This is a genomic window from Halorubellus sp. JP-L1, from assembly GCF_011440375.1.
Taxonomy (GTDB): Archaea; Halobacteriota; Halobacteria; order Halobacteriales; family Natrialbaceae; genus Halorubellus.
Genome location: NZ_JAAOIR010000003.1, coordinates 303,218 through 325,889, shown reverse-complemented (window position 1 = coordinate 325,889; position 22,672 = coordinate 303,218). Strand labels below are relative to the sequence as shown.

At 64.7% G+C, this 22,672-nt stretch carries 16 protein-coding genes; 9 read left to right on the top strand and 7 right to left on the bottom strand.

From position 1 onward, the window contains the following. Positions 1-93: 93 nt before the first annotated feature. Complete coding sequence (locus tag G9C85_RS15235; RefSeq protein WP_166041527.1) at positions 94-750, top strand: hypothetical protein; 657 nt, start codon at positions 94-96, stop codon at positions 748-750. A 180-nt stretch (positions 751-930) separates the two neighbouring features. Here G9C85_RS15235 and G9C85_RS15230 read toward each other — a convergent pair whose 3' ends face one another. After that, complete coding sequence (locus tag G9C85_RS15230) at positions 931-2,346, bottom strand: ATP-binding protein (RefSeq protein ID WP_166041525.1); 1,416 nt, start codon at positions 2,344-2,346, stop codon at positions 931-933. Between the two features lie 255 nt (positions 2,347-2,601). Between G9C85_RS15230 and G9C85_RS15225 the strand changes: the two genes are divergently transcribed. After that, a complete protein-coding gene (locus tag G9C85_RS15225) occupies positions 2,602-2,904 on the top strand; it encodes a hypothetical protein (RefSeq protein ID WP_166041523.1) in 303 nt (100 codons plus the stop codon). Positions 2,905-2,910: 6 nt separating this feature from the next. Next, positions 2,911-3,504 carry an ArsR family transcriptional regulator gene (locus tag G9C85_RS18985; RefSeq protein ID WP_166041522.1) on the top strand — a complete coding sequence of 198 codons (594 nt, stop codon included), beginning with the start codon at positions 2,911-2,913 and terminating at the stop codon, positions 3,502-3,504. Between the two features lie 149 nt (positions 3,505-3,653). Here G9C85_RS18985 and G9C85_RS15215 read toward each other — a convergent pair whose 3' ends face one another. After that, complete coding sequence (locus G9C85_RS15215) at positions 3,654-4,394, bottom strand: plastocyanin/azurin family copper-binding protein (protein ID WP_240148911.1); 741 nt, start codon at positions 4,392-4,394, stop codon at positions 3,654-3,656. Positions 4,395-4,677: 283 nt separating this feature from the next. Further along, the gene (locus G9C85_RS15210; RefSeq protein ID WP_166041660.1) at positions 4,678-5,094 is read right to left on the bottom strand and encodes a DUF302 domain-containing protein; all 417 of its coding nucleotides are present in this window, start codon (positions 5,092-5,094) and stop codon (positions 4,678-4,680) included. A 480-nt stretch (positions 5,095-5,574) separates the two neighbouring features. Here G9C85_RS15210 and G9C85_RS15205 point away from each other — a divergent pair, with 480 nt between their 5' ends. Further along, positions 5,575-5,961 (top strand): SHOCT domain-containing protein, encoded by a 387-nt coding sequence (locus G9C85_RS15205; RefSeq protein ID WP_166041518.1) that lies wholly within the window; start codon positions 5,575-5,577, stop codon positions 5,959-5,961. Positions 5,962-6,074: 113 nt separating this feature from the next. Then, positions 6,075-6,602: a hypothetical protein gene (locus G9C85_RS15200; RefSeq protein ID WP_240148910.1), complete on the top strand. Its 528-nt coding sequence runs from the start codon at positions 6,075-6,077 to the stop codon at positions 6,600-6,602. 91 nt (positions 6,603-6,693) lie between these two features. Here the strand turns inward: G9C85_RS15200 and G9C85_RS15195 are convergent, their stop codons facing one another. The 3 genes from G9C85_RS15195 to heR form a co-directional block, all read right to left on the bottom strand. After that, on the bottom strand, positions 6,694-8,130 hold the full coding sequence (locus G9C85_RS15195) for an amidase (protein ID WP_166041513.1): 1,437 nt from the start codon (positions 8,128-8,130) through the stop codon (positions 6,694-6,696). 201 nt (positions 8,131-8,331) lie between these two features. Continuing rightward, complete coding sequence (locus G9C85_RS15190; protein ID WP_166041511.1) at positions 8,332-10,509, bottom strand: heavy metal translocating P-type ATPase; 2,178 nt, start codon at positions 10,507-10,509, stop codon at positions 8,332-8,334. A gap of 215 nt (positions 10,510-10,724) precedes the next feature. Beyond that, entirely contained in the window at positions 10,725-11,498 is a 774-nt protein-coding gene (gene heR, locus G9C85_RS15185) for a heliorhodopsin HeR (protein WP_166041509.1), read from the bottom strand. Positions 11,499-11,668: 170 nt separating this feature from the next. Here heR and G9C85_RS15180 point away from each other — a divergent pair, with 170 nt between their 5' ends. After that, positions 11,669-12,526: an MBL fold metallo-hydrolase gene (locus G9C85_RS15180; protein ID WP_193570773.1), complete on the top strand. Its 858-nt coding sequence runs from the start codon at positions 11,669-11,671 to the stop codon at positions 12,524-12,526. Between the two features lie 57 nt (positions 12,527-12,583). On the opposite strand, the gene G9C85_RS15175 is transcribed toward G9C85_RS15180, so the two are convergent. Further along, positions 12,584-14,074: an aldehyde dehydrogenase family protein gene (locus tag G9C85_RS15175; RefSeq protein WP_166041507.1), complete on the bottom strand. Its 1,491-nt coding sequence runs from the start codon at positions 14,072-14,074 to the stop codon at positions 12,584-12,586. Positions 14,075-14,750: 676 nt separating this feature from the next. Between G9C85_RS15175 and G9C85_RS15170 the strand changes: the two genes are divergently transcribed. The 3 genes from G9C85_RS15170 to G9C85_RS15160 all read left to right on the top strand — a co-directional run bounded on the left by G9C85_RS15170 (position 14,751) and on the right by G9C85_RS15160 (position 22,654). Beyond that, complete coding sequence (locus G9C85_RS15170) at positions 14,751-15,245, top strand: DUF411 domain-containing protein (RefSeq protein ID WP_166041505.1); 495 nt, start codon at positions 14,751-14,753, stop codon at positions 15,243-15,245. Between the two features lie 327 nt (positions 15,246-15,572). Beyond that, on the top strand, positions 15,573-18,806 hold the full coding sequence (locus G9C85_RS15165) for a PD-(D/E)XK nuclease family protein (protein WP_166041503.1): 3,234 nt from the start codon (positions 15,573-15,575) through the stop codon (positions 18,804-18,806). Continuing rightward, positions 18,806-22,654 carry an exodeoxyribonuclease V subunit beta gene (locus G9C85_RS15160; protein ID WP_166041501.1) on the top strand — a complete coding sequence of 1,283 codons (3,849 nt, stop codon included), beginning with the start codon at positions 18,806-18,808 and terminating at the stop codon, positions 22,652-22,654. The genes G9C85_RS15165 and G9C85_RS15160 overlap by 1 nt, the downstream gene beginning before the upstream one ends. The last annotated feature ends 18 nt before the right edge of the window (positions 22,655-22,672 follow it).

The following is a 22,672-nucleotide window of genomic DNA, read 5'->3' as shown; positions in this document are numbered from 1 at the left end:
CGTTCGCACGCCATCGCCACCGCGGACGCGTCGCACCAAACCGATCGTCCGGCTCGCGAATGTATTTGGGAGCGGCGCACCACGACTATTCGTATGGCAGCGTCGAACGCGACCGGGCCGATCGGTCGGGTGTCGAAGCAAATCGGTCGGTACGTCAACCACGACGACGTCATCGTCCGGTTCGTCTCCCTGTGGATCGTCGTCGCCAGCGCGTTCACGGCGGCGTGGGTTCTCAGCTATCTCGTGCTCCCCCAGGGACTGTTACGCGGCGGGAACCCGGGCGCATCTACGGGGTACGCGGGGAGTATCACGCGGGAATTCCTGTGGCTGTTCGGGTGGAACGTCGGCGTCTCATTGATCGCCGTCGCCGCGAACACGCTCCGGTCGGTGAACACGCCGATGGGTTACGTCATGCAGGTCGTCCAGGCACCCTGGTATGGGGCAGTCTGGGGAACCGGATCGCTTGCCATCGGGACGGGGGATCGCATCGCACCGTCGCTGGCCGTACTCGTCGAACGGAGCGGCCCGATGGAGATCACGGCGTTCGTCGCGATCGTCGTCGCGACCCGTGGCGTCATGCTCTGGCAGCAGAACACCGGGCCCCGATGGAAAGAGGAGTTCGTTCGCGTCCGGTCGCCCAGCGACTGGTCGCTGACGCGCCGCGAGTGGGCGCTTCTGGTCGGCGGATACCTGCTGCTGGCTGTCGCGTGCTACCGGGAAGCCGTCGCGATCGCGCAGGTCGCCGGGTAGCAAAGGACGGTCACGTTGCTCCGGAGGACCCGGCTTCGGGAAGTCGTCTGTATCGGTATTCCTACGACGAGACCAAACGAGAGTGCCGGATAGAGCGGCGAGTTCAGCGGATCTGAATGCCCAGACGCGAGTGTGGGTTCTCGCCGTCCGACAAGTGTCTCCAGCTGTTACCCTCTGGCGTTAATGGGTGGTTCCACTCTCAAGAACGGCAACGATATCGGACAGATCGAAGAGACGAAGATCATCACGCTCGTCTGCAGCTTCCTCGACGGAGCGTTTGAACCCAGAGCGGCTGAACAAGGCGAACTCATACGTCGGCTCACCACCTTCGGTGGGTGTCCAATCGATTTGCTCCACGTCATCTTCGAGGTCCGCGAGCACATCATAGCCAAGGGGGGTGTTGGTGAATTTCGCTTCGCCAGCGATCAGCGTTGACTCGTCAGTTGGTGCGACGACATCTACCTCCTGGCCCTTGTACCACCACTGGCGTGGCACCTGTGTGAGCTGGTAGTCTGTATAGAGCGCCGGCACCGCCTGGTGACAGAGCGATTCGAACGTTTCACTGACGAAGTCGGGCAATTCCGGTTCGATGAGATCCGCGTAGGCGTTCTCGCCGTAGAGTTCGTACTGTCCCCCGCGGCCGTAGAGATACCGGAAGTAAAACCGGAATACGGGATCTCGAATCTGGTATCGCGTCCGCTTGCTGCGTGCCGGGTCGGCGAGTGCTGGATGATGTTTCTCGATGATCTGGAGTGTTTCCAGTCGGTCGAAGTAGTACGACGTGTTGGTGCTCTCGATGCCGGCTCCCTGGGCGATCTCGTTTCGACTGCGGTTCCCGCTGGCCATCGATTCCAGCACGGAGAAATACGTGTTCACCTCGGTGAGCTCCATCTGGAGGACGGTTTCGGGCTCGTCGTGGAGTGGGCCATTCGGGTCGCACAGTAGCCGTGAGATGTTCTCTCCGAGGCTCTGTGATGGATCGAGCGGGCTGAGATATCGGGGTGTACCGCCGAAGACGCCATAGACGAACACCCGTTCTTCGGGATCGTACGTCGGCACGAACTCTTGGATGGAGCGAAACGGCAGCTGGGTGAGTTCGAGGCGGCCATTCGGTGTCTGGGACACCCGTCCGTAGAGTGGCGCACCGCCATCCAGGACGTGGGTATGGATCATGCCGATTGCAGAGCCTGTGAGTACGAGCGTCGCCTGACTCTCGTCGACAGCTGTATCCCACAGATGTTGAATGACCGACGGAAGTCCCTCGTTCGATTCGATGAGATACGGAAATTCGTCGATGACGATGACGGCGTCTCTGTCGGTGAGGTACGTTAAGAGCGGTTCCCACTCCTCTTTGACGGCCGTGATGTCTGGATAGGTCGACGCTGCTGCCTCGACGAATCGCCTGAGCTGTGTCGTCGCTGTCCCTTGGACTGCCTGATAGTACACGGCAGCGTCGCGGTCGGTAATCGACTGGCGGACGAGTTCGCTCTTGCCGATCTGGCGGCGGCCATAGATGATCGCGAGTTCTGCAGCGTCACTCTCATAGAGGGCTTGCAACTGGTCGAGTTCATCGATCCGATTGACGAACTGGTCCATACTCCGCGTCGTGGTGGAAGATACATACGTGTTCCGGAGTTAGAGGCAGAACTATAATAGTCTGAACTATAATATCTGGAACTCTAATTAGGCGGCCAATTAGTCGATCTTTCAAGCACGAAGGCTCCGACAGACATTCCCGAAATTCCCGTCAGTCATCCTGAGAGCCGGGTTCACTGGCCCGCTGTCCGAGCCGGCGGAAGATCTGAAGGTTCCTGCAGCGGGACTATAGGACGCCAGCATCGTAGTTCGACCATGGTCGACTCCACGGTGCATACACTCAGTGCGATTTTCGCGATCATGAGCGGGACGGGAGCCGGACTCCTGGCTCTCTTCTTCTGGCGCGTTCTCCGTGAATCCCCGTTCGGGACGGTTATCGCGCTCCTCTCGATCACGATGACGGCGACGATCTCCTATCACGTCGTCCTGTTCGTCGTCGAGCCGGATACGATCCTCTTCGATACGCTCCGAAGTGCCCTCTATACGATCGTGGCGATCTTCCTCTGGTTAGTCATCGCGACGCATCACCAGATCAAGAACACCGCGGTAGAGGGGTGATCGGAAGTGCTCGAGAACTCCCCGTTCACCTACTATAACCTCGCAATAGGCCTCCTCACCGGTTTCGGCGTCTTCTACTTCCTCTTCTTCAAGCCGACGGTCGTCGAGTACCATCGGTTCCTCCTGCTCACCGTCGCCGGACTCCTGTTGTTCTTGATCGGTGGACCGATCACCGAGCTCGTACTCCCGTCGCTCGTCCACTGGGTGCACGGCCTGGCAGCCTTCTTGGTCATCTTGGGTCTCTACGACCCACTCGAAAACGACCTCCGCCGCGATGCGTGGGCAGACGTCCTCCTCCAGGAACCAGTGCAGGTCAGACAGCAGGCCGACTGGATGCTGCCGATCGACGACGCCATCCTCGGGCTCTTCCACTCGAAGGAGCTGGTTCTCACTCCTGCTATCATCGCGTACAACATCGAGTACAGCCGTGCGGAGGTAAACCGCCGGCTGAGCGAACTCGAAACCCGCGGGTTCGTCGCGAAAGCCGAACGCGGAAAGTACCGGATCACGGAGCTCGGTAGACAGTACATCGAGGGCTCGATTTCTCGTGGCCCTCTCGCTCGCTTTCGGCCGCGACGCGACCACCGCAAACAACCCTAGGCCAGTCCGAATCGACGATCCACCTATGAACCATCTCGGTGCTTCGCTCGAGGATATTCAGATGGAGTCGCTGTACGACCCATACGAATGTATGGCCCTTCGGAACTCTCGACGACCGAGAATACGGCAGAATCGAGCAGATTTCAGTCTCAGGGAGGCGGTCCATCGGAGGAGTCCTCGTCAGTAGCAGCTAGCCGCTCGCGACGGCGTCTGTACTCTTCCTCGTCGATCTCGCCTCTCGCGTAGCGACTCTCGAGGATTGCCCTCGCCGACTCGTGATCGTTCGAGTGCGATGTGCTTCGGTTGTGGAGCCAGTAGAGTCCGGCGCCGAGGATGCCCAGCATACCGAGCGTTCCGCCAACGAAGGGTAGTCCTCCGATTCCGCCTCCGTTGCGGTCGTTCATCATTCCGTGGCCGCCCGGTCCCATCGGTCCACCACCAGCAGTTCCGCTCCCGTCAGTGCTCGAGCCGTAGGCTACTGTTCCCCGTTCGACGATTGCATCGCTCGACGGGACCTCACCGTGCGGGATCGAACTCTCTTCGGCTGGCCCGCCGGGACTCCCGACGACTATCCGTCCGACCATGCCGATCGACTCGTGGGGGATGCAGTAGTAGTCGTACGTGCCCGGCGTTTCGAACGTGTGTTCGAAGCTTCCCTGCGATATCGTGCCGCTATCGAAGGCGGAAGCGCCGTCTGGAATGCGATCCGAGTACGCCGTGGCGGAATGTGCCCCGTCCGCGAGTTCGAACCGGACGGTCGTCCCTGGTTCGACTCGCACCCCGATCGGGTCGAAGTAATTGTTACCCATCTCCACGACGGGTGTCTCCTGTGCGTTCGCCGACTGAGAGACGCCTGCGCCGGCGACTGCGCCGGCACCGACGAGGCTCAAGAATCGACGTCGACTGTAGTGCGTCATGATGATTGAGTCGTTCTCGATGTGGTAGTCGCACGCGAGGTCGACGCGAGGGGTCGACTCTCGACGTAGTGAACGCCACGCGATTGTTCCTTAAACACAGTACCGTTCACAATCGTAGGGCGAGACAGACCTGTCTCTTCGATTCGGACGTCTCTTCGCGCCGAGTGTCTCGCTTCGACACGCCTGGGTCGATCTCGCAGCGAATCGGAGCCAGTATCGTCGCAGCGTCCGGGTGAGTCGGTGCGGATGGCCCGACTCAGGCCGCCGATGCTGGTTCGAATTGGTCCGTAACGGCTGCCAGTACGCGCTCGAATCGGTCGGTGACCTCGGTCGCGATGGAGTCGAGCGCGTCGTTGTCCGCGATCCCGACCAACCGCTCCGGGTCGACCGCGCTCACGACGACGTCGCCATCGTCGGTCTCGTAGACGATGACGTTGCAGGGCAAGAGCGCGCCGAGCTCGATCTCCTCGGTCAGTCCCTCGTACGCCAGCGGGGGATTGCACGCGCCGAGGATGCGATACTGACGGAACTCCTCGCCGAGTTTCTCTTCGAGCGTCGCCTGGATGTCGATGTCACAGAGGACGCCGAATCCCTCGTCTTGGAGGGCGGCATTCGTCTCGTCGACGACGTCGTCGAACTCACCAGCGACTGCAGCCTGTATTGTATACTCCATGGAATACTGTACGCTGTGGGACGGGTTAATTGTTTGGTCCCGCCCCGGCAACCGTCGAGCGGAAGTGGTCTCGAACGGATTCCTTCTAGCCCGTTCAATTGACATCCTCCTCGCCGTGAACGGCGAGGCTTCCCGTCCCGCAGGTGGGGTATTTCCTGGTCTACGACACAGCCTGTTCTTCCGTATCCGGACGAGGCTCGTGATCGTGAGCCCCATGATGATCGCCCACGCCGCCGTCCAGAGGAATCCGACACCGATGCGGAGGGCTTCGAAGACCCCCTCGATCGTCGTCAGCTGCATATACGTACCAACGTACGGATACTCTATTGCAGTTGTCCTTAGAACACAACATCCCAATGCTGGCTACGCTATGGATTCGAAAGCCGTCGGTTGGGGGAACCAAATGATTCTAAGGCACAATTGCATTGAACCGGGGCCACGTAGGTGTAACTAGAGTTGGACTCACGGAGGCAACAATACATGCCACAAAACACGAGTGGAACGCGGTTGGTCACGATACTCCTCGTCGTCATCGGTGTGTTCGTCGTCTTCCCGATGCTCTTCATGGGCTTCGGGATGATGGGGTTCGGGCCGATGATGGGCGGAATGTGGGGCAGTGGAATGTGGGCAGATGGGACGACGTCGGGGTGGATGTTCGTCGTCGGCATCGCGATGCAGGTCCTGTTCCTGGCCGCCCTCGTCGGTGGCGGCTACCTCATCTACAGGGCAGTAGCAGTCGATGAGCGCGACTCGGATCGAGCGCTCGAGGAGCTCCGACTGGCCTACGCGCGTGGCGAGGTAACCGACGAGGAGTACGAACAGCGACGAGCGGCACTCGAACGCGACACGGAGCCCTCGAAGGACTGATCTCGGGAATGCCGAGGACAACCGACTACGAACACGCGGCGGCGCACCCGTCGCTCCCGGTCTGGCTCGACCGATACACCGACGCCGCACTATGCGGACTCGTCGCTGGGACAATGCTCTGTCTGTTTGCGCTGTTCACGAACCCCGTCCCTGATCCCTCGTTCCCGTGGGCGACGCTCCCGGCGTCGCTTCGACTCCCATTCGAGCAGCCACGGATCGAGCACTGGCCAGTGACGTATACGGTCGGGATCTGGCTGTGGATCGTTGGATTCCCGGCACTTTTCCTCGCTGGCTACAGGCGATTCGGAGCGCGGACGCCGTTCGGGTCGACGACGTGGCTCGGTGGCCTCCCCGTGCTGGCGATGCTCGCCTGGACGACGTACTGTCGGTTCTTCTGGCCGAAACTCCACCCACCGACGTGGAACGCGCCATCGTACACGTTCGCCTGCTGGCTGTACTGCTCCACGTACGAAGTCCTCTGGAGCAACATCGCTTACGCGATCGCGCTGTTCGGCATCGTCGCGACGCTCCTCGCAGTGCGACGCTGGCACGCAGACGGCTATGCCCTCCTCGGTTTCGGACTGCTCGCACTCCCACTCGGGCTGCCAGCAGTCTACGAGGGGTATCGACGGACGTCCTGAACGGCGGCCTGAGAAACTGTGACAGCACCGCCAGCACTCGCGCAATTTCTCGGATGCTAGTCGCGGTCTCGGTCGAAAGGAGTCCTCCGGTTCAGAGCCGTTCGACGGCCCCGGCGACGCCGAGTGCGGTGGGCTCGTCGTTCCAGTCGGTGACGACTTGGAGGCCGACTGGTTTCTCGGAGACCGTTCCACAGGGCACGGAGACGGCTGGCGTCCCACTGCAGTTGAAGGGGGCGGTGTTCTCGACGACTCGCAGGAGTCCGTCGAGCCCCTGGATCGTGCCGAATTCGGGGGCAGGCATCGGCGTCGTCGGCGTGACGAGCGCGTCGTAGTCGTCGAGTGCCTCCCGGACGGTCCGGGTGAAGTCGCGTTGCAGGCCCTTCGCTGCGACGAACGGCGAGCCGTCGCCATCGGCGACGACGCCGTTCGTGACGAGGAGGTTGGTCACGTTTTCGCCGAAGTCACCGCGGTCGTTGGCGGCCGAAAGCGCTTCACGAAGCGCATCGGTCGTTCCAGTACCGGTCGCGGGCGAGGCGCCGTTCGCGCCGACGAACGCCGCGAACTCCAGGCCGGCGATGGCGCCGACCACCGGCCCCATCGTCTCGTAGCCCGCGAGCGACGTCTCCTCGACGGTCGCCCCGGCATCCGCGAGGCCTGCTACCGCCTCAGAGACGCAGTTGCCGACGGCGTCCTCGCTCGTCGCCATCGCTTCACCGACGACGCCGATCCGGAGGTCCTCGACTCCCCCGTCCACGGCGTTCACGTAGTCCTCGGGTTCGGCGGTGCCTCGCGTCGACGGATCGTCGACGTCCGGTCCGGTAATGGTTTCGAGCACGCGCGCGGCAGTTTCGACGTCAGGGGCGAGCGGCCCGACGTGGTCGAGGGACTGCGAGAGGTCGACGACGCCGAACCGCGAGACGCGCTGATGGGTGGGTTTGATACCGACGACGCCACAGAACGACGCGGGAATCCTGACCGACCCACCGGTGTCGGTCCCCAGCGCTGCGTCCACGAGACCGGCGGCTACGGCCGCGCCGCTCCCGCTCGAGGACCCGCCGGGCACGCAGCCGTCGACGACCGGGTTCTCGATGCGGCCGTGCGTGCACGTCTCGCCGGTGATGTAGAACGCGAACTCGTCCATGTTCGTCGTCCCGACCAGCGTCGCGCCGTCGTCGACCAGCCGGTCGACCACGGTCGCGCTGTGCCGCGGTTCGAACTCGAATCCCGGGGAGCCACAGGTGGTCGGAGCGCCCGCGACCACGATGTTCTCCTTGACGGCGACGTCGAGGTCCGCCAGTGACCCGTCGCCGCCGCCGTGCTCGAACTGGTAGCGGAAGGCGTTGTACTCGTCGTCGCCAGGAGTCGGGTCGACCCGGTAGTCGCTCTCGACCGACTTCGAGTCGAGCGCGCCGTACTGCGCGGCTTGGTCCCGCGACGCCTCGAGGAAAGCCGATACCGTCTCGTCGTCGATGTCTATTCCATGCCGTCGAGCGACTGCCTCGATAGCTGATCGATCGATCCCAGACATGGATAACGACATGGTACTACGTAGCAAATAGGTGCGGGTTGCGGAACTCCTGGACATGGATGCACGTCCGAGACTCCGCTGCAGGCGGGCCAGTCAGTGACTCTCGACGCCGCCGCCCGAGACGTCCGGCGTCGACGATGCGGCCCTAGTGCCTGTTCGATATCCCGTCTGAGGAGATCGGAAGATCGATCCCGGCGTCGCTTAACCACGGAATCCGAGCAATCGGAGGCCGTTCAGCGAGACGAGGACCGTCGAGCCCTCGTGCCCAATCACGGCGATCGGGAGCGGGATCCCCCAGAGCAGGATCGTGCCGACCATGAGCGCGATGGCACCGAACGCGATGGCGAGGTTGACGGCGAGCGTTCGGCGGGTCTTGCGTCCGAGCCCGAAGACGTACGGGATCTTGCTGAGGTCGTCGCCCATCAGTACCACGTCGGCGGTTTCGAGCGCGACGTCGGTCCCGGCGCCGCCCATCGCCACCCCGAGCGTCGCGGTTGCAAGTGCCGGCGCGTCGTTGACGCCGTCGCCGACCATCGCCACGTTCTCGTGCTCGTCGACCAGGGCTTCGATGGTCGCCACCTTCGCTTCCGGCAGCAGTTCCGCCTGCACCTCGTCGATGCCGACCTCCTCGGCGATTCGCTGTGCGACGCGCTCGTTGTCCCCCGTCAGCATGACGATGTGCTCGATGCCGAGTTCGCGGAGCTCCTCGATCATCTCGGCAGCGCCGGGACGGACCGTGTCGGTAAACGCGAGCCACCCCAGCACGGTGACTCCGTCGCCGTCCTCTCGAGCGACGACGACGCTCGTCTTCCCCTCAGACTCTAGCGTCTGGAGGCGGTCGAGCCCGGGTTCGACCCCGTCGATCGTCGCGTCTTCGAGGACTGTTCCGAAGTAACTTCGATTCCCGATGTGGATGGTGCTGGCTTCGACGTCGGCGCGGACGCCCTTCCCCGCGGCCGACTGAAACCGTTGCGCGTCGGGGACGTCGAGTGACCGCTCTTCCGCTGCTCCGACCGTCGCACGAGCGAGGTGGTGCTCCGAGCGACCCTGCACTGCGGCCGCGAGCGATAGCAACCCGTCGTCGGTCAGCGATTCGACTCCCGTCTCGCGGACGAAGACGTCAGTCAACCGCGTATCGCCCTGCGTGAGCGTCCCGGTCTTGTCGAACGCGACCGCGTCGATGGTCGCCGCCGTCTCGACGTGCTCGCCGCCCTTGAACAGGACGCCCTGCCTGCCGCCGGAGGCGATCGCCGACAGGACCGCCGCGGGCGTCGAGATGATGACCGCGCACGGCGACGCCGCGACCATGAGCGTCATCGCTCGATAGAACGTACTGGTGAACGCGCTCCCGAGCGCGAGCGGGATCGCGATCGCCGCGACCGTGAGTGCGAACACGGCGATGACGTACGGCTGTTCGAGGCGGTCGATGAGCCGCTGCGTCGGCGCCTTCTCGCTCTGCGCACGCTCGACCATATCGATGAGGCGGCTGATCGCCGACTCGTGGGCCTGCCGCGTGACCTCGATCTCGAGGCTCCCGCTCTCGTTGATCGTTCCGCCGAACACCTCGTCCCCGGATTCCTTCGGCACGGGCACGGACTCGCCGGTGAGCGACGCCTGGTCGACCGTCCCCTCGCCGGACGCGACGACGCCGTCCAGCGGGATCTTGTCGCCGGGCCGAACGACGAAGACGTCGCCGACGGCGACGTCGTCGATTGGGACGGTAACTTCTTCGCCGTCGCGGAGCACCTGAGCTTCGTCCGGCCGCATCTCGACGAGGGACTTGATCGCGCGGCGCGAGCGCCCGATCGCGTAGTGCTGGAGCGTGTTCGACAGCGAGAACAGGAACAGCAGCATCGCGCCCTCGAACGGCGCGCCGATCGAGAGCGCACCGAGTGCGGCGACGATCATCAGGAGGTCGATGTCGACGGCGCCGTGCCGGAGCGTCTCGACCGCGCCTTTGAGTCCGTACCAGCCACCGAAGGCGTACGCGACGCCGTACCCGCTCCACGCGAGGAGTCCCGGGCCGTCGAGCCAGCCCGTCACCAGCCCCGTCACCATCCCGAGCAGCGTCAACCCGACGAACGCCGCCTCCCGTCGGAGCTCCGAGCGGGAGGTCACGTCGTCTGGTGCCGCATCGGGGTCGTCCTGGATCGAGACGTCCCGGTCGCGGACTGCGTCCCGAATCGTCTCCTCGGACGTGACTCCCTCCTCGTAAGTGATTCGAGCACTCTCGGTTCGGAAGGAGACGTCGACGTCGTGGACGCCCGGGACGTCCCGGAGGTGTCGTTCGAGTGCTCGCGCTCCCGCTTCGCCACGCCCACCTCGTCGCTCGATGTGGACCGTGCACGTCGACAGCGAGGGAGGCTCAGTAACGGCCACGTTCTCTACACAAAGGGGATGCCGGGATTTGACGTTTGAGGTACGCGAACGACCCTCCATCCGCGGCTGCGCGAGTTCGGTGCTTCGAGTTCTCGGAGCCTATCTAGATGACTGCGCTGGAACACCACTCGAGCGTGGACTGATGGCAGCACCCTCCTGTCGGCATCGGCTTGCGTCTCAGAGACTGACCTCGCCCCCGCGGGAGAGAGCGGGTGCTACACTGGCGAATTCAGTGCGCCAAAGAAGACTTGCCAGGCCAACAGCGACTTCGCCACGAGACTCAACACGACGTACGCCCGTTCGCCGTACAGGTAGTCCTGCCACTTCCAGACGCCGCGATACTGCAATAGCATGTTGATCGCGAAGAGATTGAAGAGGACGAACAGCGAGACGTAGATGACGATCACGAAGTCCGGTGGGCTGCCGCCGGCGTCGAACGTACCGATGATCGAGACGGCGATGACGATCCAGGGGACGACGCCGGCGATCGAACCGACGACGAACGAACTCCAGTCGGTGTCCTCCGTCAGCCGATTGTGGCGCTCCATCACCAGTCCGCAGAGGTTCATCACCGCGACGAGGCCGAACAGTGCGATCAGCGTGCCCAGGTCCCAGACGCCCGCGAGCATGGCGATCAGGACGATCATCACCGACGCGCTGACGGCGTACTCGTACCACCGGTAGGGGTTCATCCCGTGCTCGAGATAGGCGACGTAGCGGTCGTATAGTACCGTCGCGATCAGCGCGTGAGCGATCGCGGAGATGAAGAGGAACGCAACCGCCAGATAGGCCAACTCGATCGTCCCGATCGACTCCATGACGGGGACGAGTCGCTGACTTCCGGTGTCGAATTCGAGACGCGTTGCGGTAATTGTCCACTCCCGCGAGGAACTCAGGTAGAGCATTACCGCACCCTGAAGGAAGTGGAGGACGCCCATGATCGCGTTGAACCGCCGGAGGTTCCAGTCGCCAGGAGTAGTCTTTTCCATGGCACCCTCTTCGCGGACGACCGTTATCGTCCTTTGGTAGCATTACTCATTATTTGACAGGCTGGCGTTTCGCACGCAACGACGAGGGATGGCAGGACGGGTCGAAGGTGCTACGCAAATAGGAGGGACGCCATCGAGACGTACAAACGGGTTTGTCCCGTAGAACGACCATGGAGATCACCCTCGTCGGTACCGGAAGTCCAATCCCGATTCCCGAGCGTGGTGGCACGAGCATCGTCGTCGACGTCGCCGACGAACGCGTGCTGATCGACTGTGGGCCCAAGACCGTCTACGGCCTCATGGACGCCGGGATTCCCTTCGGGGAGATCGAGACGATGTTCTTCACGCACCACCACCTGGATCACAACGCGTCGTTCTTCCACTTCGCGTTCACGAGCTGGACCGATGGCGGCCGAGAATCGCTGACCGTCTACGGCCCAGACGGCACCGACCGGCTCGTCGACGCGCTGTACGACGTCTACGCGGAAGACATCGAGTACCGCCAGGACATCTACCCGACCGATGGCATCTCGAACATCGAGACCGAACTCGTGACGGACGAGCTCAGCCGCCAGATGGACGGCTGGGACGTCGACGCAGTCCCGGTCGAACACTCCATCGAGACGTACGCGTATCGGTTCACCGAACACGGAACGGGTTCGTCGTTCGTCTTCTCCGGCGATACGCGGAAGATACCGTCACTTGTCGAGTTCGCGGAAGGCGCAGACGTCCTCGTGCAGGACTGCAACACCGCCCCGGTCGACGAAGATCGCGTGCCGGACGCGGACGAGCAGTTCGTCTGGCAACAGCACGCGGAGGGAGAAGGAGATCTGAACCAGTCGACGCTGACGGCCAACCACTGCGACGCTACGGATGCGGGGGAGATCGCCCGGGACGCTGGCGTCGAGACGCTCGTCCTCACGCACGTGATGCCGTACCGCGATCTCGAGTCGATGCGACGAGACGCCGAGTCAGCGTTCGACGGAGACGTACTCGTCGCCGAAGACGGGCTTACCATCTCTCCCTAGCGGGCGTCTCTCTGACCGCAGAACGCTTCGGGCAGAATAGTGGAATTGGGACGCCGGTCAGAAGGGATAGTCGCGTGGCTCGTGCTGTATCGAGATCCACTTCGTCTCGGTGATTTCCTCGAGGATCAGGTTGCTGTTGAAGCCACCCATGCCGGAGGCGTTGATGCCGCTGAAGGGGACGTGCGCCTCGTCGTTGATCGGTTGGTCGTTGACGTGGATGTGGCCGGTGTCCATGCGTTCGGCGATCGCTTTGCCCGTCCCTTCGTCGCCGGCGTGGACGGAACCGGAGAGCCCGTACTCGGTATCGTTGGCGATCTCGATTGCTTCGTCGACGTCGGAGAACGGAACGACCGGTGCGATCGGTCCGAAGTGTTCGAAGCAGGCGACGGGCATGTCGTTGGTCACGTCGGAGAGCACAGTCGGTTCCACCACAAGCGAATCGTCGACATCGTCGAGGCTGACCGTCCCGCCACCGGTTTCGAGCGTCGCGCCGGCGTCGACCGACTCTTCGACGTAGTCGAGCATCTCGTCGCGCTGCGAGTCGTCGATGACGGGCCCGACCACGGTATCGGGGTCGTGCGCGCTCCCGGTCGGGAGCGACTCCGCACGCTCGACGAGTCGATCGACGTAGTCGTCGTAGACGTCTTCGTGGACGACGTGACGGTTGATCGAGATACAGACCTGGCCCTGGTGGACGAACGACCCGAAGACCGCGGCGTCGATCGCGCCGTCGAGATCGGCGTTCGCCGTAACGATGTGCGCGTTGTTCCCCCCGAGTTCCATCACGGGCGTGGCGAGATTTTCGGCCGCGGTCGCGGCCACGCCGCGTCCGACTGGCGTCGACCCCGTGAACGTGACGACGTCGCTCTCGGGGTGCCCCGCGACGCGATCACCGATCTCCGACCCGTGTCCAGTGACGACGTTCAGGACGCCGTCTGGGAGCCCCACCTCCTCGAACAGTTCCGCGAACAGGAGGCCGCCGGTAATCGCGGAGTTCGTCGCGGGCTTCAGGACGACCGCGTTCCCCGTCGCGATGGCCGGTGCGACCGCCCGTAACGAGAGGTTCAACGGAAAGTTCCACGGGGAGATCGCAGTGACGACACCGGCCGGCCCCCGCTCGACGACGTTCTCCTTCCCCGGGATATTCGAGCCCTTGTGTTGGCCCTGCAGGCGGCGTGGATACGTCGCCGCTTCTCCAGCGTGATCCAGCGCGATCTGCATCGACGTCTCGCCCATGATCTGGCCGCCCCCAACCTCGGACTTGAGCAGTTCGACGATCTCGTCGTGGTGCGTTTCGAGCGCTCGGGCGAACTCTTGAATCACCGTCTCGCGCCGCATTGGTGGCGTTTCGGCCCATGCGGACTGTGATCTCGCAGCGGCGTCGTAGGCCGCATCGACGTCGCTCTCGGTCGCAGCCGGTACCTCCGTGACGGTTTCACGGGTCGACGGATCTTCGACTGCGATCGACTCCTCGGTGCCGACCCACTCGCCGTCGATGTACAACGCGTTCCAGTCGTCGGCGATGGAGAATTCGGATTCGGATGTCATGGGTCAGTCGTCCCCCTCGTGGGTCGCGCCTGATTCGTGATCCTGTGATTCGTTCGCCGCCAGCCGTACAGTCTCGGCGGCGGGCCCGCCGAGAGCCGTCGATTGGTCGTCGAGCGGCTGGTTCAGCACTCCGCTCACCTGGAGGCGGGTGTTGCGGTCGATATCGGTTCGATATTCGAAGCGGCGTCCGGCATGTGTCGACATGAACCAGTAGTGAGGACGACCGGGGTATTGTAATAAATCACATACCGGAACGGTGCTGCTCGGTAAGTCCCCCTTCGGAAACAGATCACGGGCAAGCGTCGCCGCCCGATATGTATCGCCGGCACGGTGACGGAGAAACCGGACTCGTACTCGCTGGCAGACGGGACGTCCGGGCCTGTCGCCCTGGAAGGAGAGATCAAGTAAGTGAACGTTACTAATACCCAGATGGACCGCTGGCATCCAGATTGAAGCTCCCGTGCGAAGCGTCGTATCCACTGGGGACGTCCGCCTCGGTCTGTTGACCGTGACCGTCGTCATCGCGAGCGCTCTCACGAGCTATGTCACTCTCGCTGCCGGGAAGACCGGCACCACTTCGCCGCTGAAAGCCGGTCCCGTCTCCGGGGTCGAATCCGTTCTCAGCGCGCAGGAACGGTCGGGGTCGATAGATACCCTGCGGGCGAACGTCTCACGTATGAACCGAGACGTGTCTCGTCGTGGACTGCTGGGTGTCGGTGCGTCGACGGTCGCCCTCGGGATCGCTGGCTGTCTGGGCTCGTCGAGCGAGGACGAGTGGGACGTCGATGGGACGCTGGCGGTGTCGAACGCACAGCAGTTCAGTTCACCGGACTGTGGCTGTTGTCACCGGTACGCGTCGTATCTGCGCGAGCACCTCGACACGACACTCGAGGAAACCGAGACCGATGACGTGGCGGGTCTCAAGCGCCGTCACGGCGTTCCAGCGGAAGCCCAGAGCTGTCACACGCTGGTACTCGACGAGTACGTCGTCGAGGGACACGTCCCCTTCGAGGTCATCGCACAGCTACTCGACGAACGGCCGTCGATCGACGGCATCGCGCTGCCCGGGATGCCGTCCGGGTCGCCGGGAATGGGCGGAACGAAGGCCGACTCGTTCACCGTGTACGAACTCGACGACGGGAAGTCCGGTGGCGTGTACGCCGAAATCTGAACGCCAGTTCGAGCGACGACTGAGGATTCTGGGAACGATCGAGACGAGGGGGAAGGAGACTTCCAGGACATGATCGTCGCGAGGAGAGATCGATGCCGGTGGGGTCAGTTCGTTCACGCGAAGCAATCGAGTCGGACATGACCGATCTCGATCGACCTCGACGAATCGCTTCGTGGCGGGTAGGCTCAAGTGGTCTCGGCCAGATGCGTACAGCATCTTCGACTCGACCAGCCGCATTCGATTACGATGACTACACGCATACCGACTGACGCTGTTCTCTACGGCAGTAACGCAGACTTGCTTCGGGAAGTGGCGTTCGAACGTGCGATGGATCGTGCTGGGTCGCAGCCCGAGTCCGTTCTCTATCTCGCGCCGGACGGGATGGATGCGGGATGGCTGCGAGACCAGTGGTGCGAGCACGGGACGGGACTCCAGTTCGCGGTCCGCAGTCTGGACGACGTCGTGGACCAGGTCTACGACCGTAGCGTTACCGCCAGCGGGTCGACGTACTTCACTCGCGAGCATCACCGCCAGGTCGTCGATACGGCGCTGCACGCGCTGGCGTCCGACCATCGCTTCGCGCCGGGAGATGTGACGATGAGTAACGGTCACCTCCGGGAGATCGACGACCTGCTCACGCTGACGGAATTCGCCGGTCTCCACACTGCGGAGGAGATCGCGGATCGTCTCGCGGACGAGGCACTTCCGGATCTGGCGACGAATCTCGCGTCGCTGAAGGCCGAGTTCGACGTCGCTCGGGCGTCGTTCGCCGATGGCGTCGAACGGTCGCTGCGATCCGAACGATACGCTCGCGTCGTGGCCGAGGATTCCAGCGACTATCTCTCGTACGTCGACGTCGTCGTCGTCGGTCAGTTCTCTCGCCTGTCGCCCGTGGAGATCGGCGTTCTCGAGTGGCTCACCGAAGCGGTTCCGACGTACGCGATCGTTCCGCGGTTCACGGAGGGCGCGCCAGCGGGCATCGATCGCACGCTCCGACATCTCTGGGAGACGTACACCACGGGGCTGGACCTGACACCGCACGCAGTCCACGACGACGCCGAGACCGCGACGGCGATCGACGAGGCTGCGTTCCGGCGGTTCTATCAGCCGGTTCCCGAGGAGCGGGTTTCGGTCGGTGGGGAACTCGACCTGGTCGCTCCGATGGACGTCGCCCACGAGGCTCGACACGTCATGCGGCGAGTGCAGTCGGTACTGACCGAGGACGACGTCGAACCGGCGGACGTGGGAGTGGTCGTTACGGACGAGAGCGCGTACGTCGAGCACCTCGCCGCGGCAGCGAGCGATCGAGGGGTACCGGTTCGCGTCAGTCGAGAGCGGGACCTCGACGGGACGCGACCGGGTGCGGCGTTCTTCGACCTGCTCGATCTCCTGGCTGAGCCGGCGGACGACTCCGCACTTGCTGCATTCCTCAGTAGTCCCTGCACGGAGCTCGCTGGATTCGAGACGGCGATTCGAGCGAGCGACCTCGGCGAGGCCCTCGAGGCGGCGGACGACTCCGTCGAATCGGCGGCGCTCGAGGACGAGGCTGCGGCGATCGTCGAGGACGTCCGTGCGAGAGCGCGCGCGGTCTCGAGTGGGTCGATCGACGACCTCCGCGAGTTCGCGAGCGCGTTCGGGCTCGAGGCTCCCGATGCGGAGTCCGTGACGCCACTGGAGGCGGCGGCGTGGGAGACGATCGAGCGAACGATCGAGGTCGTCACGCAGCGGCCGACGGTCGAGTCGCGACCGGACTGGGTGCCAGCTCTCCGTCGCGCGTTCGGGAACGCGACCGTCTCGACGACGCGCGGTTCGGTCGATGAGAGCGTCCAGATCACTGGCGTCCTGGGTGACAGCGAGCGAACGTACGATCACGTCTTCGTCGTCGGTCTCACGCAGTCGCACTATCCCTCTGGCGGTCGTCGTCTCGCGTTCACACGACGCTTGAACGAGGCACACGCGGACTTCGATCGGTCGAACCCCGATCAGCGCGCGGACCACCGCCTCGCCACGCTCGTCGCGAACGCCCACACGGCGACCCTCAGTCGGCCACGGACGCGAGAGGACGGCAGCGAGTACGTCGACGCCGGGTTCCTGCAGGAACTCCGCAACCACACCGCCGTCGACGCCACGCCGATCGACGAGTACGGTCATCTCTCGAGCGACGACGACCGGGTCGAGCGAATCGGCTCCTCCGGGGACGCGTGGCGAGCGCTCGGCGTCATCGGGGGCGCGGGCCGCGACGCGCTCGAGGACGCGCTGGATGCGACCGAGGACGTCCTGGCGGCGTATCTGAACGCTGCAGATGCGGACTCGCGGAGCGAGACCGTCGCGAACGGCGTGGCGACTGCGAGTGCGCGAGCGACGAGCGAGCCGGGTCCGCGGAACGGCTGGCTCGACCCCGACACCGTCGCAGGCATCGACGCGGCCCTCGATGGCTCGATCTCGCCGAGCGAACTCGAGACGTACGCCCAGTGCGGGTTCAAACACAAGGCCAGCTATCTGCTCGACCTCGAGAGCGACGACGACGACACCACCAGCGCCGACCGTGGGACCGTCGTCCACGACATCCTCGATCGCTTCTACTCGACCCTCCAGACGGCAGCGGGCGATCCGGTCGATGTCAGTCTGCGGGATCGCGACGTACTCGAGTCGCACCTGTTCGAGGTCGCCGAATCCGTCCTGTCCGAGGTGGACGACGACGCGGACGACGTCGTCACGGACTCCTGGGAGCGCGACCTCCTCGCGGGACTCGCCGGTCCGGACGTGAACCCGCAGTACAATCCCTGGGACCTCCAGGAGCCCGTTACCGGGACGCTCGCGGCGTTCGTCGAGGAAGAGTGCACGCTCCAGGGAACGACCGAGGAGTCCGGCGATCCGCTCACCACGCGCCCGGCGTACTTCGAACGGTACCTCCGGGCGACCGTCGACGGCGTCGACCTCCACGGGAAGGTCGACCGCGTCGACGTCGACGCGGACGGCGAGTTCGTCGTCCGGGACTACAAGACCGGGTGGACGCCACGCGAAGGCGACGTCCTCGACGGTCTGGCGTTCCAGCTCCCGGTGTACCTCCATCTCGCGGCGGTGGAGACGGACCACGACCCGATCGGTGGCACGTACTACCAGATCGCGGGCCCGAACGACGTCTCGAGCTTCGCGACGGTGCTCGCCAGCGGCGAGGACGCGGGCTGGCACGCCCACGGCGGGAGCGCACTCCGCCGCTTCAGCCATCCCCGGTTCGATACCAGGACCCAGTTCGAGACGTTCCTCGACGAGGTCGTTCCGGACCGCATCTCGCGGATCGTCGACGGCGTCGAACAGGGGTACTTCCATCCCGCGGTCAACGACCCCGACGACGCCGGCTGTTCGTACTGCGAGTACAGCGAGATCTGTGACGTGCGCTCGGATCGCCGTCGGACGTTCGTCGAAGCCATCGACGAGCGATCGGACGCGGACGTCTACGTACCACTCGCCGCGCGCGGCGAGGAGTACGATCCGGCCACCGACGCTCCGGGCGAAGCCCCGGGCGCGGGCGCCGATGGGCCGGACGGAGGTGACGCCTGATGGAGCGCCGCGATCTGACGGACGAACAGCGCCACGCGGTCGGGACGACTCGCGCGAACTACCCGCTCATTGCGGGTGCCGGCACCGGGAAGACGACGAAGCTCGCCTTCCGGTACGTCGAACTTCTCGACGCGAATCCCGACCTGCGGCCGCGCGAGATTCTCGTGACGACGTTCACGAAGCGCGCGGCGCGCGACCTCGTCGGGTCGATCCGCGAACGCGTCCTCGATCGCATCGCCACGGCCGACCCCGACGACGAGACCGACATCGCGCGGTGGCGGCGCGTCCTCGAGGAACTCGACGACGCCTACGTGCACACGCTCCACGCGTTCTGTCAGCGCGTCCTCCAGGAGCACGCGCTCGACGCGCCTGGCATCCAGCCGGGGTTCGACCTCGTCGACGACGTCGAGGGGAGCGAACTCCAGACCGAGATCGTCGAGACACTCGTCGCGAATCGGCCCGCGCCCGTCGAGACGCTCCTCGACGCGAACGTCACGAGCGAGCACGGCCTCCGGAACGTCCTCGCGGACCTGTTCTCGAAGCGCCCCGACAGCCGCGAGTGGGCCGCTCGCTGGGCCGACCCCGACCGGTCGGTCGACGAGTACGTCGACCACGTCGAAGCCGCGTTCCACCCGCTTCCGGACGACGAGGCTCGGGCCATCCTCGACGACGACGAACTGCGCGACGCCATCGATCGGCTCCGGGCGTTCGTCGCCGATCCGCCGACGAGCGACCCCGGTACCAGTATCGAGCGGATCGAGGCCTTGGTCGAGCGAGTCGACGCGGCCGGCGGACTCGACGCGGCCGGCGGATCCGATGCGAGTGGCGGGTTCGATGGCGCCGGGACGCCCGCGGGGCGGCGGCGACTGATCGCCGATCTCAGCGACGTCCTGACGAAGGGCGACGGCGACCGGTACGCGAGCTACAGCCCGAAGAAGACCGGGTGGAACGGCTCTGGCGAGGCACGGGAACGGATCGGCGAGACCGTCGAACTGGTCGTGGACGCCATCGACGCCGAACGCTGGCAGGACGCACTCGGCGATATCGACATCGCGATCGACCGCCAGAGCGCCCACCTCGTGTTCGCACTCGCGGACGCGTTCGAGACGGCCGCCGACCGCTATCAGGCCCAGAAGCGAGCACGCAACCTCGTCGACTACACGGACCTCGTCCAGACCACCCGCCACCTCCTCGCGGACGAGGAGGGCAGTGGTGCGGTGCGAGCGGCCCTCCAGGAGCAGTTCGAGTACGTCATGATCGACGAGGTCCAGGACACCGACCCCTCGCAGTGGGACATCGTCGGCGAACTCACTCGCCTGGGGCGTGACGCTGGCTACTACAGCGGCGAGAACGTGTTCGTCGTCGGCGACGAGAAGCAGTCGATCTATCGCTTCCGGGGCGCCGACGTTGCCGTCTTCGAGGCGACCAGAGGCGACTTGGTCGGTGCGAACGCGCGCTCGCTGCGGTCGCTCGTCGACGACGACCTCGCGGTGACGGTCCGAACGGGGAGCCGGCCGGGATTCGAGCTCGCGGAGAACTTCCGGACCCTCCCGGGCGTCCTCGAGTTCGTCAACGGCGTGTTCGACGGCGTCTTCCAGGACGACAACGCGGAACGGGAGGCGTTCGAGGCTCCGCCACAGGCGCTCGAAGCCGCCAGGGAGAATCCCCGCGGTATCGACGCGACCGCGGAGTACCTCCTCGTTCCCGGCGAGGACCTCGCACCTCGACTCCTCGGGGACGGGCATCCGATCCGGGAGCGGCCGAGCTATCACTCGCGGTCCGACGAGGCCCGCGCCGTCGCCGCCCGCATCACGACCCTCGTCGACGACGAGACGCCGATCTACCGCGAGGACGACCCCGGAGAAATCGAGCCCGTGTCCTTCGACGACGTTGCGGTGATCCTCCGGAAGCGAACGCACCTCCACGCGTTCAAGCACGCCTTCGAGGAAGCGGACGTGCCGTATACGGTCGTCAAGGGCGACGGGTTCTTCGAGACGCCAGAGGTCCGGACGCTCAGCAACCTCCTCCAGGCGGTCGTCGACCCGACGGAGGACGTTCCGCTGTACGGCGTACTCCGATCGCCGCTGTTCGGCGTCGACGACGACTCCCTCGCGAGCTGCGTCGGGCGGGACGCTGACGCGAGCGTCTGGGAGTGCATCGTGAACGCCGACGAACCAGTCATCGAGCGTGCGGTCGCGACCATCGAGGAAGCCCGCGACCGAGCTGGCTGCGACGGCACGCCGCCGAGCGCCGACTCGTGGAGTGCGCTCCTGGAGTGGGTGCTGGATCGGACAGGGTTCCGGGCGAGCGTGAGCGCGGATGCACGCCCGCGGCAGGCGGTCGCGAACGTCGACCGATTCCTGGATCTCGTCGCGAGCCACGACGACCTGCCGTCGCTGGCCGGCGTTCTCGAACGCATCGAGGCCGAGCGAGAGCACGCCAGCTACAGCCCGGAAGCGGCCATCCCAGAGGGTAGTTCGGGCGTGCAGGTCATGACCGTCCACGCCGCGAAGGGCGACGAGTTCCCCGTCGTCGTCGTCCCGGGCATCACGGACCCCTACAACGCGCAGAGTCCGATCAACAACAGCATCGAGTTCGAGGTCGTCGACGGTCGCCCGGAACTGGGCATGACGGTCCCGGACCCGGAGAACCCCTTCGACTCGGTCACGACGGTCGCACGCGAGGGGATCAGGGACGCGCGAACCCGGCGACAGCGCGCAGAAGAGAAGCGCGTGCTGTACGTCGCGTGTACGCGTGCTCGTGACCATCTGATTCTCGCGGGTACTCACGGAGGCGAAGTCACCGATGCAGGCGACCTCAGACTGGACGACGCCGACCCCGAGGAGCCGAGCTCCTGGGGTGATCTCCTCCAGCCGCTCCTCCTCGACGGCGACCTCTCGGCGCTCGTCGACGACGAAACGACGGTACTCGACCGCGTTCTCCCAGCGGAGTACCACCGACCCGGTGCGACGCTGGAGCCACGATACACGGTCAGACTTCCGCCGAGAGCCGTGTCGGTCGACGACGAGACTTCGACGACGGGTGACACGATTCGGGCGGAACTCGACCAGCCCACGCAGGGTGTGCCGAGCTATCGGCTCTCGCCGTCGCAGCTCGCCGACCTCGAGAGCGACCGCGCAGAAGGCTGGTTGACGTACGACGAGTCCGCGAACGCGATCCGGTACGAGAACGAGTCTGACGACGATGACCCCGACGACGACGACCCCGACGACATCGCATCGGAAAACGCATCAGAGGACGAATTTCGCGGTGACGAGCGGACGTTCTACGGGCGGGTGTTCGGCGAGGCGGTGCATCGCATCTGCGAGCTTCGCCCGCCGCGGTCGGAGTGGCGAGCGGTCGTCGACGATACGCTCCTCGAGATGGACGCCGACCACGAGGTCACGGCCGTGGACGAACAGGCCGTGTACGAGCACGCCGAGCGCGCCATCGAGTTCGTCGAGACCCAGATGAACGCTGAGACGCGTCGCTACGACGAACTGGAGTTGACCGCCGACTTCCCCGGCGGTGAACTCTACGGGTTCATCGACTGCCTGCTCGTCGACGACGGCGACTACCACGTCGTCGACTACAAGACCGGCGACCACGCCCTCGAGGACCTCCCGGAGAAGACCGCGTACTACCAGCCACAGTTGGACGCGTACGCGGCGATGCTCTCGGCGACGGCCGACGTGGACACCGTCACGACGACGCTCTACTACACCGCGCTCGACCAGTCCCACAGCAAGACGTACAGTAATGGTATCGGCGCGGCTGAGATGGAGCGTCGCATCGACGACCTGCTCGCGGCGGCGGACGTCGAGGCCGGGCGTCGAGATGCGAGATAATGTAGATTGGTCCGCGAG

Bases quoted from the DNA above. Each gene is read 5' to 3' on its own strand.
- G9C85_RS15235 (WP_166041527.1), top strand. From the start codon at position 94: ATGGCAGCGTCGAACGCGACCGGGCCGATCGGTCGGGTGTCGAAGCAA.
- G9C85_RS15230 (WP_166041525.1), bottom strand. From the start codon at position 2,346: ATGGACCAGTTCGTCAATCGGATCGATGAACTCGACCAGTTGCAAGCC.
- G9C85_RS15225 (WP_166041523.1), top strand. From the start codon at position 2,602: ATGGTCGACTCCACGGTGCATACACTCAGTGCGATTTTCGCGATCATG.
- G9C85_RS15210 (WP_166041660.1), bottom strand. From the start codon at position 5,094: ATGGAGTATACAATACAGGCTGCAGTCGCTGGTGAGTTCGACGACGTC.
- G9C85_RS15205 (WP_166041518.1), top strand. From the start codon at position 5,575: ATGCCACAAAACACGAGTGGAACGCGGTTGGTCACGATACTCCTCGTC.
- G9C85_RS15200 (WP_240148910.1), top strand. From the start codon at position 6,075: ATGCTCTGTCTGTTTGCGCTGTTCACGAACCCCGTCCCTGATCCCTCG.
- G9C85_RS15195 (WP_166041513.1), bottom strand. From the start codon at position 8,130: ATGTCTGGGATCGATCGATCAGCTATCGAGGCAGTCGCTCGACGGCAT.
- heR (WP_166041509.1), bottom strand. From the start codon at position 11,498: ATGGAAAAGACTACTCCTGGCGACTGGAACCTCCGGCGGTTCAACGCG.
- G9C85_RS15180 (WP_193570773.1), top strand. From the start codon at position 11,669: ATGGAGATCACCCTCGTCGGTACCGGAAGTCCAATCCCGATTCCCGAG.
- G9C85_RS15175 (WP_166041507.1), bottom strand. From the start codon at position 14,074: ATGACATCCGAATCCGAATTCTCCATCGCCGACGACTGGAACGCGTTG.
- G9C85_RS15170 (WP_166041505.1), top strand. From the start codon at position 14,751: ATGAACCGAGACGTGTCTCGTCGTGGACTGCTGGGTGTCGGTGCGTCG.
- G9C85_RS15165 (WP_166041503.1), top strand. From the start codon at position 15,573: ATGGATCGTGCTGGGTCGCAGCCCGAGTCCGTTCTCTATCTCGCGCCG.
- G9C85_RS15160 (WP_166041501.1), top strand. From the start codon at position 18,806: ATGGAGCGCCGCGATCTGACGGACGAACAGCGCCACGCGGTCGGGACG.